This is a genomic window from Paenibacillus sp. NRS-1781, assembly GCF_050467745.1.
Lineage (GTDB): Bacteria > Bacillota > Bacilli > Paenibacillales > Paenibacillaceae > Paenibacillus > Paenibacillus terrae_A.
The window spans coordinates 65844-78472 of record NZ_JBITPI010000038.1 but is presented as its reverse complement, the minus strand read 5'-3'; the positions used below and the strand labels follow the sequence as shown (position 1 = coordinate 78472).

At 47.7% G+C, this 12629-nt stretch carries 13 protein-coding genes; 5 read left to right on the top strand and 8 right to left on the bottom strand.

The window, feature by feature from the left end; all coding sequences use genetic code 11:
* Positions 1–74 precede the first annotated feature (74 nt).
* The gene (locus ACIFO6_RS14465; RefSeq protein WP_430041341.1) at positions 75–1262 is read left to right on the top strand and encodes a hypothetical protein; all 1188 of its coding nucleotides are present in this window, start codon (positions 75–77) and stop codon (positions 1260–1262) included.
* Between the two features lie 325 nt (positions 1263–1587).
* Here ACIFO6_RS14465 and ACIFO6_RS14460 read toward each other — a convergent pair whose 3' ends face one another.
* The 5 genes from ACIFO6_RS14460 to ACIFO6_RS14440 are packed head-to-tail and all read right to left on the bottom strand — an operon-like array spanning position 1588 to position 6071.
* Positions 1588–2316: an ABC transporter permease gene (locus ACIFO6_RS14460; RefSeq protein ID WP_430041340.1), complete on the bottom strand. Its 729-nt coding sequence runs from the start codon at positions 2314–2316 to the stop codon at positions 1588–1590.
* A complete protein-coding gene (locus ACIFO6_RS14455) occupies positions 2316–3032 on the bottom strand; it encodes an ABC transporter permease (protein WP_430041339.1) in 717 nt (238 codons plus the stop codon). The genes ACIFO6_RS14460 and ACIFO6_RS14455 overlap by 1 nt, the downstream gene beginning before the upstream one ends.
* Positions 3029–3946 carry an ABC transporter ATP-binding protein gene (locus ACIFO6_RS14450; RefSeq protein WP_430041338.1) on the bottom strand — a complete coding sequence of 306 codons (918 nt, stop codon included), beginning with the start codon at positions 3944–3946 and terminating at the stop codon, positions 3029–3031. The genes ACIFO6_RS14455 and ACIFO6_RS14450 overlap by 4 nt, the downstream gene beginning before the upstream one ends.
* 59 nt (positions 3947–4005) lie before the next feature.
* Complete coding sequence (locus ACIFO6_RS14445; protein ID WP_430041337.1) at positions 4006–5397, bottom strand: sensor histidine kinase; 1392 nt, start codon at positions 5395–5397, stop codon at positions 4006–4008.
* Positions 5397–6071 (bottom strand): response regulator transcription factor, encoded by a 675-nt coding sequence (locus tag ACIFO6_RS14440; protein WP_430041336.1) that lies wholly within the window; start codon positions 6069–6071, stop codon positions 5397–5399. Before ACIFO6_RS14440 ends, ACIFO6_RS14445 begins: the two co-directional genes overlap by 1 nt.
* Before the next feature lie 151 nt (positions 6072–6222).
* On the opposite strand from ACIFO6_RS14440, the gene ACIFO6_RS14435 reads away from it, so the two are divergent.
* From ACIFO6_RS14435 to ACIFO6_RS14425, 3 genes are all read left to right on the top strand, one after another.
* A complete protein-coding gene (locus tag ACIFO6_RS14435; protein WP_430041335.1) occupies positions 6223–7986 on the top strand; it encodes an alpha-glycosidase in 1764 nt (587 codons plus the stop codon).
* A gap of 98 nt (positions 7987–8084) precedes the next feature.
* The gene (locus tag ACIFO6_RS14430) at positions 8085–8564 is read left to right on the top strand and encodes a hypothetical protein (RefSeq protein ID WP_430041334.1); all 480 of its coding nucleotides are present in this window, start codon (positions 8085–8087) and stop codon (positions 8562–8564) included.
* Positions 8525–9358, top strand: coding sequence for a hypothetical protein (locus ACIFO6_RS14425; protein ID WP_430041333.1), 834 nt, complete (start codon positions 8525–8527; stop codon positions 9356–9358). The genes ACIFO6_RS14430 and ACIFO6_RS14425 overlap by 40 nt, the downstream gene beginning before the upstream one ends.
* A 73-nt stretch (positions 9359–9431) precedes the next feature.
* On the opposite strand, the gene ACIFO6_RS14420 is transcribed toward ACIFO6_RS14425, so the two are convergent.
* The 3 genes from ACIFO6_RS14420 to ACIFO6_RS14410 form a co-directional block, all read right to left on the bottom strand.
* Positions 9432–9584 carry a hypothetical protein gene (locus ACIFO6_RS14420; protein WP_430041332.1) on the bottom strand — a complete coding sequence of 51 codons (153 nt, stop codon included), beginning with the start codon at positions 9582–9584 and terminating at the stop codon, positions 9432–9434.
* A 193-nt stretch (positions 9585–9777) separates the two neighbouring features.
* Positions 9778–10443, bottom strand: a complete 666-nt coding sequence (locus ACIFO6_RS14415; protein ID WP_430041331.1) for a methionine ABC transporter permease — start codon at positions 10441–10443, stop codon at positions 9778–9780.
* Positions 10440–11462, bottom strand: a complete 1023-nt coding sequence (locus ACIFO6_RS14410) for a methionine ABC transporter ATP-binding protein (RefSeq protein ID WP_430041330.1) — start codon at positions 11460–11462, stop codon at positions 10440–10442. The genes ACIFO6_RS14415 and ACIFO6_RS14410 overlap by 4 nt, the downstream gene beginning before the upstream one ends.
* Before the next feature lie 268 nt (positions 11463–11730).
* On the opposite strand from ACIFO6_RS14410, the gene pdaA reads away from it, so the two are divergent.
* Positions 11731–12528 carry a delta-lactam-biosynthetic de-N-acetylase gene (gene pdaA / locus ACIFO6_RS14405; RefSeq protein WP_430041328.1) on the top strand — a complete coding sequence of 266 codons (798 nt, stop codon included), beginning with the start codon at positions 11731–11733 and terminating at the stop codon, positions 12526–12528.
* Positions 12529–12629 lie beyond the last annotated feature (101 nt).

The following is a 12629-nucleotide window of genomic DNA, read 5'->3' as shown; positions in this document are numbered from 1 at the left end:
ATATTGATATCAAAATTCTCATGGGGGTAAAGACATTGCTAACAAAGAAACAGGTGGTTTGGATCGTCATTGTTATGGCATGCATAATCGGTCTACTTTTAACCCTTTTTATTATTAATAAAAATACAGAAAAAAAATCATCTCAAAATTCTAATCCATCTATGAGTGCTCTCTCAAAAAATATAAAACTGAATACCGCTGAAAAAGGCTTTGTGGCCATCTACTCTGACGCAATGAAGGAAGGTGCTGATCTTGTAAGCTACAGCCCGACTGGAGATATTATAGGTGTGCAGAAACTAGAAAATGGCCGTGCCCTCTATTATTCTACCAAATTGTCTGGCAACTACTATATCACCTCTGAGCGACAAAATCGGCATTATGTTCTGGATAAATTAGGTATACTTCACTCTTTTTTTGGTCCCTCAAAGTATGAACAGGACAGAGCAATCGGCACCTCTTTTGTCAAAAGTAGTGGAGAATATCTATTTTTCTCAATGAATGTGGGTAATAATCCACAATATTCGCCAAAGGTATATGCTAATGAGTTGGTATATTCAAAGACCGGCAATTCGACACTTCATCACATAATGTTACCAGGATATTTCCAATCTGTGGTAGAAAAAGATAGTAAGGCTTATGTACTATACATAGACGGGAATGGAGAAAACGTTGGTATTTATGTAATTGATCTAAACACAAATAGCTTGCTTCATAATTATTCTATCCCAAATCATAAGTCTCAGGAACAAGCATATTATCCAGTGGGGCAAAATAACGGATCGTCCCTTCAATGGTTTCATAATCGTTTAATCGTCATGCTGGATGGAAATCGTCCGGGTATTCAGGATCGGCCTGTTATGCAAATTGTAAATCCCTTAAATGGTACCCTAGATAAAGAAATTTCTATCTCTAACGAATCATTTTCCTTGTATGATACTGCAATACATGACGGAAATTTGTATGTCATATCAAATAATAATAAAATTATGGTTTGGGATGATTCCTTACAAAACGTTAAAAAAATTCAATTAAAACAGAGTAAAGATTTTATTCAAAAAAAGGAGACTGAAAGAGGATATATATCAGGTACACATATTTCTGGAAATTCAATTGATATATTATATGACTTTGTTAAGAAAAAACCTTTGGACCGAGTCAGAGAAATACGACGCTACAGTTTAGAGACAGGTTCCGAGGAGGCTGTCATTCCCTTGAGCTATCATTCCGATAAAGAAATAGTTCGTTTTTTGGGCACAAATTAGCTATGAAGCTGCCATACTCCTTCAAGGCGAGGTGTATTTATGATTTATTTAGTTTTTCACCAACTGAACCCCCTTGTTCCCACTCTGCTCGTATGCCCTCTAATCGCCATTATATTGGGAATTATGTGTGCAATTCTTCATTCGAGGGTTCTGCCAGGTGTAAGTGTAGCTCTTTTACTTCCCCTCCTGTTTATCACAACAAATATAGCCACCTTTAAAGCCAACTTGGACACATGGGCGATGTACGGTATTATTTATGCCCTGATGACCTATGCCGCATTTAGAATAACTTCCCGAGCTAGAAGCTGAATCCTCATATTCCGTCTTATATTTCTTTACGACGGAATACCGTCAGGCCCGCAATCCCAAACACAACAAAGCTACCCAGGACAACCATAATCAGCGTATCGGCTGGTACGATGAAAGCCCCGAAGCTGTCTCTTCCGGCAGGCATCATCGCCAGCACAGGCTGTACCCACGGATAGTACGGACCGTAGGTCTGTGAGTTGGCGACCAGAATATTGGGCACTGTGAAAACAAAGTTCAAAGCGAGCGGCGCGGCAAAGCTGGACCACAGGAAAGACACCATCAGCTGTAACGCAGCCAGCGGCAGACAGGCTACCCAGCCTGCGAGCAGACTTTGGGAAATAATTGACCAAGGAATCGGCCCGTTCATGTCCTGCACAGCTCCGACACCCAGCAGCGCTCCCCCGAACACTAGCTGAGTCAGCCCCACCAAAACCATAATCATCGTCAGCTTGGCTGCGTAGAGACTGGTGCGGGACAGTGGCAACGACAGCAGTTGCTTCCAGCCGCCGCCTCCATGCTCGAATCGGCAGACCATAGATGCAAATACGGCGGTTAGCATCGGCAGAAATAGCAGCGCATGCAATGTGAGCATAGTAGATAACAAGGCAAGCCAATTCCCTCCGGGAGTCGACAGTAGTCCGAACAGAACGGCAATCGCCGGGCTGACGAGCGCAAGCAACCAGACGGGCGACTTGGCTATTTTCAAACGTTCGACAGAAAGCAGTCGTACATATCCTCCGAGCATTACGCCACATCCTTTCTGCTAAAATGAGCCGCCGTCAGCAGACTGAGAAGCGCACCCGTTCCGCAGCCAATGGACGCAAATATCCACGCTTGAGGTGCAACCCATGCGAATTGCGGCCAAGCTAGGGGAAACCATTCAGACAGTTGTGATGCAAACAAACTGCCAATGCCTAGCGTAATGCCCAGTGTTACAGGCAGCGCCTGATTATGAAACGTGACCGTTAGCCACAACAGCAGTACGAGAATGGGCAGTGTACCTCCCAAGGGCCAGAACCCGAGCCGCAGCAATTCTCCTATCGGAGCAGGCTCTCCCCCGAAGCCAAGTATCATGCCCAGTCCCCACGTTCCAACGGTAAGGAGCAGGCAGGATACACACAGCATCCCGATAGCCAGCGTCAGCTTGGCCATATAGACGCTGAATCTGGAGATCGGCAAGGCCAATAGCTGCTTCCAGGAGTTGGACGAATGCTCCACATTCGCCAGCATGGAAGCGACCATCGTGGCCCCTAACACCAGCGCAAGGGGAACAAAAACAGCGATGTTATCCATCAAGGCTTCCCACAGATGACCCTTGCTGCGCGGAATCAGATAATCATAACGAAGCCCGAAATTCAGCGCCTGCATCGCCACCAGCCCAAGGGGTCCAAGGAACACCAGAAACCAGATCCCCTTGCTGCGCGCTTTGAGCAGATCCGCAGTCAGCGCCCGCAGCATCATAGGGAAGTCCCTCCTTTGCCGACGACCTGCATGAACATATCCTCCAGGGATTTGCGACGTTCCTCTACCCGGTATATAGCATGCGTATTTTCGACCAGCCTTCTGACCAGCAGCGCTACAGCCGCATCATTCATGCTTTCAAAATTCAGAGCAGCCCCGTCCCTCACCGAATGATAACCCTGCTCACGTGCAATGAGCTGGGCTGTTTCCGGGTCCGACGTCACAATACGAATCCCCCCTGCGGATTCCTGACGGAGATTGTGAATCGTATTCTGGAAAACCAGTTCTCCTTCGCGGATAATTCCCACCGTATTCGCCATATGCTCCACCTCGCTCAGCAGATGGCTGGATACCAGCACGGTGATTCCTCGTTCCTTGGGCATCGCCTGAATCAATGCACGCATTTCCTGAATGCCCTCCGGGTCCAAACCATTGGTAGGCTCGTCCAAAATAAGCAATTCCGGATTGCCTAGCAGCGCGGCGGCGATACCAAGCCGTTGCTTCATACCCAGCGAGTAGCCCTTGACCGGGCGCTTGGCATGCTTGGTCAGTCGAACGACCTCCAGCACGTTCGCAATGTTCTCCTTGGGCACATTTAAAATGCGACGAATGGCCTCCAGATTTTCCACTGCGTTCAAATGACCGTAATACGAGGGGTATTCGACCAGTGAGCCTACTTTACGCAAAATATCCAACTTATGTTTGCGGATATCCTTACCGAATATGCGAATCGTTCCCCGAGTCGGGCGAATGAGTCCGAGCAGCATACGGATGGTTGTCGTTTTCCCCGCTCCATTCGGGCCGAGAAAGCTGTAAATATCTTCACGCCCTATTTTCAGATCCAGCTGGTTAACCGCAGGACGTCCTTTGTATAATTTGCTGAGACTGCTCGTTTCAATAATGTATTCGTTCAAGTTTCTCACCTCGACACCTATCGTAACGTGCCAAGTTTAAGACCAAGGGAACTCTTAGTTTAAGTTTTGTTTAAAAAACGGATTTGGGTCCCGAAGGATGAACTGACAATGGCCCTCTCCAGATTCATTTCACGGGCCAGCAATTCAGTAATCGCCAAGCCAATCCCGGCTCCTTTTCCACTGGATTGCTGCTCCATTCCCGGTCCTTTATCCGCAATGACTAACGCCTCTTTCCCGTTATGCTCCTCTATATGGATACCGATATATTGGCCTGAGGCGGCGTGGCGAACTACATTTTGAAAGAGATTGTCCAGCAAACGGCGGAAGCCCTGCTCATCGACCTTCCACACGATACTATGCTCAGGCAAGTCGATATCCACCTCAAAGCCTTCCTTTTCCCAAACCGGGTACCAACTGGCCGCACACTCCCGTATCAGCCGCAGGATATCACGCGGTTCGTTATTCAACGTGTATTTGCCGCTGGAGAGAAGATTATAGGCAAGCAGGTTGTCGATCAGACTTCCGAGGTCTTTTAGCTTGTTTTCCATCAATGAAATAGACTGTTTTCCCCTGTCACTCAGGTTTTCGTCGTCCAATGTGTACAGGTGGCTGCGTACGACCGTAAGCGGCGTACGAATATCGTGTGACAGATCAGCGACCAGCCTTTTCCGCAGTTCTTCCTCTTGGCGCTCACGTCCCCGGCTCTCGGCCAGTTGCTCAACCATCTGATTGAACGCGTCCTCCAGCTTGCCGATTTCATCCGGGCGTCCGGTGCTGACGAAAATGGGCAATCCATCCTCTCCCCGTTGCGACATAGCTGCCTGAAGCCGCACCAGTCTGCGCCGAATGCCTCCAAAAAACAGGAGGGATACGAATATAAAAGCTGCAAGTATCAGTAAAATAAAAAAGAGGTAGTACAGCATCATGCTATTGTCCGTACGCTGCTGATCAAAGAACGAACGGGGAATTTTTAATACCATATAGCCCTGATCGGCGTTCTTCTTCCCACCGCCAATAGACGCGACTACAGTAAATAAGTCTGAATTCATGGCTTGCTTCATAAATACAACAGTCTGTGCCGCATCCCATTGCTTTGGAACGTCAGGCTGTGCGGGGAACTCCAGCCTTGTTTTTCCCGCTGCATCTACCCAAAATATCTGCGAATCGGGAAAAGAATCTCCCTGTATTTTGCGTAAATGGGTTGAAATTTGCTCCGGGGTGGCTCCTTTTAAGGCTACGGCCTCACGATGCCAGCTATCTTCGGTCTGAACCCTGGAGAGATAATGTGGATTGGAGGGCTTCATATCCGTACCCCAATCAGACAAGACACTACTTACAATTAACATAGCAGGCAGCATACTCGGCAATAGCGTCATGGCAACCACAATAATGATCAGATAGCGGAACAACAGTGAATTTCGGAAACGTACTCCCTTTCGCAGCCCGTTCATTATGCCTTCACCCGATAGCCTACACCACGGATCGTCTCAATGATGCGGGGAGTGGCAGGATCAGCCTCCAGCTTTTCGCGCAGATGCCGGATGTGGACCATTAGGGTTTTGTCCCCGTCGATATATGGATCGCCCCACACGGCTTCATACATTTGCTCCTTCGTCATAATCTGGCCCAAATGCCGCAGCAAATAAGCAAAAATATGATATTGCTTGCCTGTCAGCGTAATTTCTTCCCCGGTATCACGGTTCACAATACGGTTATCGGGAGGGTACACTGTCAGATGTCCCAACTGCAAGGATTCTTCGGGCACCGTACCTGAACGACGCAGCAAAACCTCCATACGTGCAATCAGCTCGTCCGGATGAAAGGGCTTCGTCACATAATCGTCGGCAAAATCCAGCCCTTGCAGCTTATCGTCAATGGAGGTTCGGGCGGACAGCATAAGAATCGGAAGCTCCGGCCGCTCCTTCTTGAGCCGTTTTCCAATCGTAAATCCATCCAGACCGGGTAGCATCACATCCAGAATCACAAGCTGGGATGTACGGGATACTTCCACAGCTCCATCTCCGCTGCGCAGCCACACCACAGCGTAATTCCGCTCTTCTAAATACTGATGCATCCAAGCACCGATATCCTGATCGTCCTCGATATATAACACATTTGTTTTCATTGGCACACACCTACTTATCGTTTTTCTTTTATGTAATGGGCATTATAGCATTGTTGGTACATAACCCGCGTAAAAAGGTTAATAACTACCTTATACGACATATACTATATGATTTCAAATTCTACGGCTCGTTAATTAGGAGGAATGCCATATGCTGCTGGAAGCGATATACCACCATCCGAAGCGCAATTGGGCTTTTGGTTATGATGATGCAACCCTATTTTTACGGCTTCGTGTGAAAAAAAATGACCTAACCGCTGTGCACGCTCTCACCGGGGACAAATACGACTGGGATCGCACCCGACAGCTCATTCCGATGTCCAAATTTGCCACCGACGGCAGATTTGATTACTACCAATGTACCGTAAAGCCCACTCACCGCCGACTGAAATATGGATTTTTGTTGGAAGACGAAGCAGAACAATTATGGATGAACGAGAACGATTTTACCACCCAAGAACCGCAAAATGCAGACGGCCTGTTCCAATACCCGTTTTTGAATCCAATCGATATTCTCAAGCCGCCTGCATGGGTGAAGGATGCGGTTTTTTATCAGATTTTCCCGGAACGCTTTGCGAACGGTGACCCCTCTATTAGCCCGGAAGGTACGGAGACATGGGGGGACAAGCCGCGAACCGACAATTTTTTTGGTGGCGATCTACAGGGGATCATAGATCATCTGGACCACCTGAACGAGCTGGGGATTAACGCCCTGTATATGACGCCTGTGTTCAAGGCGACGACCAATCATAAATACGATACCGAGGATTATATGGAGGTGGACCCGCATTTTGGGGACAAGGAGATGTTAAAAAAACTGGTGGATGCCTGCCACGACCGGGGAATCCGGGTACTGCTTGATGCAGTGTTCAACCATTCGGGACGTACCTTTAAGCCGTTCGTGGACGTACTGGAAAAAGGCGAAGCCTCGCCTCACAAGGACTGGTTCCACGTACATAGCTTCCCACTGAAAGTGGTGGATGATACACCGACCTACGATACCTTCGGGCTGGAGCCGATGATGCCCAAGCTGAACACCGAGCATCCTGAGGTGAAGGAGTATCTGCTGAAGGTGGCAAAATATTGGATCGAAGAGAGCGGCATCGACGGGTGGCGGCTGGATGTGGCAGATGAGGTGGATCACGCCTTTTGGCGGGAGTTCCGCACCACGGTCAAGCAAGCTAACCCGGATGCGTACATTTTGGGTGAAATGTGGAATGAATCGTCTGAATGGCTACAGGGCGACCAGTTCGATGCGACGATGAATTATCCGTTCACTTATGCGGTGAATGATTTTTTCGTCAAAAAAGAGTCCGATGCCCAAAGCTTCGCTTTTGCTATCGGACGGCAGTTGGCTCGCTATCCGCAGCAGGCCGCTGAAGTGGCCTTCAATCTGCTAGATAGCCACGACACGCCGCGCCTCCTGACGCTGTGTGGCGATGACCAGCGGCTGATGCGGCTGGCCGCTCTGTTCCAGTTCACGTACATAGGTGCGCCCTGCATCTATTACGGTGATGAAATCGGTCTGGATGGAGATGCCGATCCAGGCTGCCGCAAGTGCATGGAGTGGGACCCCGACAAGCAGGACCGCGAGCTGTTCGACTTTTACCGCGAGCTGATTGCGCTGCGCAAGGGGCATCCGGCGCTGCGTGCTGCGGGAAGCCTCACTTTCCTGGAGGCACAGCCGGAAGGCGGATCACTCGCCTATGAACGCCGCAGCGAGGAAGAGGTGCTGCTCGTGCTGCTTAACCGTTCCGGTAAAAGCCACGTGTTTGAGCTGGACAGTCCCGAGCAGGAATGGGAATTGGCTTTTGGCAAAAGCCAGTGGTCCGCAGGAGCGAAGGGCTTCCGCGCTGAGCTTACACCCTACGGCTACGCCGTGCTAAAGGCAACGCCTGCGAAGCGGGTTGAATAGACACTCTCTTTTCTACATACAAACATTCCCAAGACGGTGATATAATATGTTCAGATAATCGCTGATTTAGCATCCGGATTGTGAAAGGGGTGGTTCATTTGGAACATACAACCACGATACGCACAGAGCTGGAGCAATTTATGGCAGGAGAAGACCTGAGCATAACGCAATTTTGCGAAATGGCGGATGTAGAAGCGGAGACAGTCCATGCTATTCTGGGCAAAAAAATGCCCTTCTCTGTAGAGCAGCTGGATCGGGTTACATACGGTATGCGACTGAATCCAGGCCATTTTTATGGGCATTACATCGAGGAATATTGGGTCGAGGCTGTCCCCCATTGGCGCAATATTAAACCTTTTTTATACCGATGTGAAGAACTGAACAAGCTGGATTGCATTCAGCAAATCAGCTATTTAGAGTTGAATAGTACGGCCGACGTTCAGAACGACTGGCCTTGTGCCAGTATCGCTTGTTTATTCTTGGGCTGGGGCCCGATAAAGAACAAAACGTCTACGCTGCTAACCGGGTTTTTCCACTTTTGGATCAGCTTGATGACATCGACCGACTCGACGCATTAAGAGAACTGACGAATGCATATATACATAGGAAATTATGGGATTTAGCCAAAGACCTGGCGCAGGATATGGATGATGAGGCTAATATTCAATACCTTCTTATGCACCAGCCCAATAAAGTTAATCAGGAACCACTCAAAAAGCCACAAAGACCCATGTTCTTTTATATGGCCTATTCTAACTATCTTCGTGCGAACATTTGTGAGGCCCAAGGAAACTACAAGCAAGCACTACAGTATACGTACGCGTATGCTGATCTAAGCTGGGTGAAGGAGACGGATGAGGAAACACAATACTGGCTGAACAAATGTAAAGCATGGGCCCGGTCCAGTCTATTTTTATATAAAATGCTAACCGGGGATGCAAGCGCTATTTTGGATTATGTTAAATGCATTGAAGCTTCACCAACCGGGCTGATGCCGGGACTGTTTAAAATCGTTAGAGTCGCTAATCAACAGGATATCAAGGTAGACTATTTTCTTAAAAAGTTCGACACAGACATTGCAGCCTTTATTGTGCGGGAAAAAGATATTGTTACGTATACGCACAAGATCACGCCAGATTTATATGTTCTTTTTCTGTATGAGCTGGCACACTATTATTTAAGCAGAGGGGCATTTGACGTTGGTTTTCAATATCTGATCGACGGTATGGAAAAAGCCTTTGAGGTCGATAATAAATCCTGTATCATTAATTATATTGGGCTTTATGAGCATTCCCGATTATTTGCGTCCCGTGAAACTGATGCAGAGTACAAGAGATTAATGGACGGAATGTATTTGAATGATGATTACTAACTCAGGCTAAACTCAAACAACGCGTGTCGATGGAGTATTGGCACGCGTTGGCTGCATAGATTTCTTAACCGGATTACTTATTTTGAATATCTGTTCTTACGACCCCGACATCAGAAGCATTAATAGAGATGGGGTTGCCACCTTGTCCAGACTGAGCTGAAGAAGATTGTCTGACGTCTACCGAAATTCTTTTATTTTTAAAGCCGCTTCGTCTCTTTCTTCCCAAAGCAATTACCTCCTAAAAATACGTGATTTTCCTTTCAATCTCTCCATTGCGACTCCTTTGTTTCCTTCGGATATAGAACCATCCCTTGAGTCGATCTAAACTGTGAAGAGATATGCTATATGAATATGCTAGAGTAAGAGAAGTTGTATCGGCGAATAGCAGATCATAGTAGAAAAGAGGCTGTCGGAACACTTCAACCCCTGCGCACTTTACGGGACAATAGGTTACCCAAGGACTGAACAACTTGCACAAATACGACAAGAATCACGACGGTAGTGAGCGTAACGACCGTATCGAACCGCTGATAACCGTACGATATCGCCAGGTCGCCAATCCCGCCGCCACCGACCGCGCCTGCCATGGCAGTGGCTCCAATCAAGCCGATTGCAGCTGTCGTTAACGACAGAATCAGGGAACTGAATGCTTCGGGGAGCAAGAAGTAACGAATGACCTGAAAAGGGGTCGCTCCCATCGCGTCTGCGGCCTCCAATATGCCGGGATTCACCTCCAGCAGCGAATTTTCGACCAGTCTGCCGATATATGGCGCAATATAGAAAATCAACGGAACAATCGCCGCGCTCGTCCCAATCGATGTATTCACAATCAGACGCGTCAACGGAATGATCGCTACCAGCAATATGATAAACGGTAAGGAACGAACAATATTAATGATCGGATTAAAAATGCCGTAAAACCATTTGCTCTCCAAAATCCCGCCCGGACGGGTAATGACCAGCAAAATACCGATAGGTATACCGATCAATGCGCCAATGAACAACGAGATGCTGACCATGAGCAAGGATTGACACAAAGCCTCCCACAGTTGATCCCAGGTTATAGAGGTTCCCGTAATCATCATATGGCCTTCACCTCCTGAATGTTGACCCCTTTGCTCTTGATAAAACCAACAGCCTGCTGGACGGCATGCTCCTCGCCGCGCAGTTGGATCGTCATATAGCCAATGGTCGTCTCTTGTATTTCCGTCATATTGGCAAACAAAATGTTCACATAGACCTCATGCTGCCGAATCAATTCATGAACCACTGGCTCGGAAGCAGCCTGTCCGATAAATTCCAGCTTGTACATCCGATGTGCTTCTTGCTGCTCGAACGATTGCAGCACACTATCCGGCACCGTATCATGAATAACCGTGCGCACAAAGCTTTGCGTCGTCTGGTGCTGCGGCTGTCCGAATACCTCCAGCACATTGCCCTGCTCGATGATTTCACCCTTTTCCATCACAGCTACCTTGTTGCAAATCCGCTGAATGACTGACATCTCATGCGTAATGATCAGAATAGTGATCTTGTATTCCTTATTAATTTTGCGAAGCAAATCCAGAATCGACTGCGTGGTCTGCGGATCAAGCGCCGAAGTCGCCTCATCACAGAGCAGGATAGACGGGTTGCTGGCCAACGCCCGCGCAATACCAACACGCTGCTTCTGACCACCAGAAAGCTCACTCGGATAGCTGTTCGCCTTGTCAGACAAGCCTGTGAACTCCAGCAACTCTTTTACCCGTTGCTCAATCTCCCGTTTGTTGCGCTTGAGCAGCACCAACGGAATCGCAATATTGTCGAACACCGTTTTCGACTCCAGCAGATTGAAATGCTGAAAAATCATTCCGATCTTCTTCCTTACCTTCCGAAGCCCTGATGTCGAATAGGTATTCAACCGCTCTCCTTCGACAAGAACTTCCCCGCTGGTGACCTTCTCCAGACGGTTAACCAACCGGATCAGCGTACTTTTACCTGCGCCGCTGAAACCGATAAAACCGAAGATATCGCCTTTATCTACTTTGATATTTATATTTTTAAGCGCTTCAATGCTTAACCCTTTTCTAACATAGGTCTTGGATACATTTTTTAGTTCAATCATTACTTCTAGCTCCTTCCGATTCCTTTAAGAAAGTAAGATGTCATTGAGCTGTTTGCATCCCTTTATCGTTAATTCACTAAATCCGAGTATTCTAGTAAGTTTTATAAAGTATACTACTTCGATTTAATATTCATGTCAATATGTGTTTTTTGAGGTTGTCCTAAGTTGAGAGCATTTTTTGCATAAACAGGCGTAGTATTGCAGACGCTATGGAATATGCCGAAGCATACACACCTTGCCCAAATGGGACGGAAGCGGAGGAAGTTAAATGAAACGAATATTTGCCTTGTGGCTATGCGTTGCGATTATGGGGATGTTAGCAGTTACGGGTGAATCCGCGCTAGCTGCTCAAACTGTTGACGAACAGCCTTATCATTTTGGATTCAAAAAAAGCAAGGGGGGCGAACTGCCTTCTATCGCACAAGAGGGATTTATGCACCTAGTTGAAAAACAGGGTGGCATCTTTCTCGGAGATACTACCAAAAAAGAAATATTTCTCACGTTCGACAACGGTTATGAGAATGGATATACACCCAAGGTGCTGGATGTATTAAAGGCCAAAAAGGTTCCAGCCGCTTTCTTTGTAACCGGACATTTTGTGAAGGATCAGCCCGCTTTGATGCGCCGCATGGCGAGTGAAGGCCATATCATTGGCAACCATTCATGGAGTCATCCTGATATGAGTACCATATCTTCGACAGAGATCCGGTCTGAGCTGGATCGGGTACGAAATGCATCGGCAGAGCTCACCGGACAAAAGGAAATGAAATACGTCCGCCCGCCTCGCGGCATTTTTAGCGAAAAGGCATTGGCCTCCTGCCGAGAAGCCGGATATACGAGCGTATTTTGGTCTGTGGCTTACAAGGACTGGGACACGAATATCCAGCAGGGTGCAGACTATGCCTACCAACAGGTTATACGTCAGCTTCACCCTGGAGCAGTCATTCTGCTCCATTCCGTATCCAAGGACAATACCGAGGCGCTGGCTTCGATTATTGATGAAGCCCGCAAGCAAGGGTATGAGTTCAAAAGCCTGGACGACCTTAAGGTTAAGCATTACCGCTAAAGTAGCAACTGAAAATTGGACGAATCGCTAAATATAATCAGCCCGATTGACACTGTGTACAGCAGACAGTGTCAATCGGGCTTTTTGCTTTACGATCAAGG

What these genes read in the sequence shown, in the direction of transcription:
- ACIFO6_RS14465 (WP_430041341.1), top strand. Translation starts at nt 75, where the DNA reads ATGGCATGCATAATCGGTCTACTTTTAACCCTTTTTATTATTAATAAA.
- ACIFO6_RS14410 (WP_430041330.1), bottom strand. Translation starts at nt 11,462, where the DNA reads ATGATTGAACTAAAAAATGTATCCAAGACCTATGTTAGAAAAGGGTTA.
- ACIFO6_RS14455 (WP_430041339.1), bottom strand. Translation starts at nt 3,032, where the DNA reads ATGATGCTGCGGGCGCTGACTGCGGATCTGCTCAAAGCGCGCAGCAAG.
- ACIFO6_RS14460 (WP_430041340.1), bottom strand. Translation starts at nt 2,316, where the DNA reads ATGCTCGGAGGATATGTACGACTGCTTTCTGTCGAACGTTTGAAAATA.
- ACIFO6_RS14440 (WP_430041336.1), bottom strand. Translation starts at nt 6,071, where the DNA reads ATGAAAACAAATGTGTTATATATCGAGGACGATCAGGATATCGGTGCT.
- ACIFO6_RS14415 (WP_430041331.1), bottom strand. Translation starts at nt 10,443, where the DNA reads ATGATGATTACGGGAACCTCTATAACCTGGGATCAACTGTGGGAGGCT.
- ACIFO6_RS14435 (WP_430041335.1), top strand. Translation starts at nt 6,223, where the DNA reads ATGCTGCTGGAAGCGATATACCACCATCCGAAGCGCAATTGGGCTTTT.
- ACIFO6_RS14445 (WP_430041337.1), bottom strand. Translation starts at nt 5,397, where the DNA reads ATGAACGGGCTGCGAAAGGGAGTACGTTTCCGAAATTCACTGTTGTTC.
- pdaA (WP_430041328.1), top strand. Translation starts at nt 11,731, where the DNA reads ATGAAACGAATATTTGCCTTGTGGCTATGCGTTGCGATTATGGGGATG.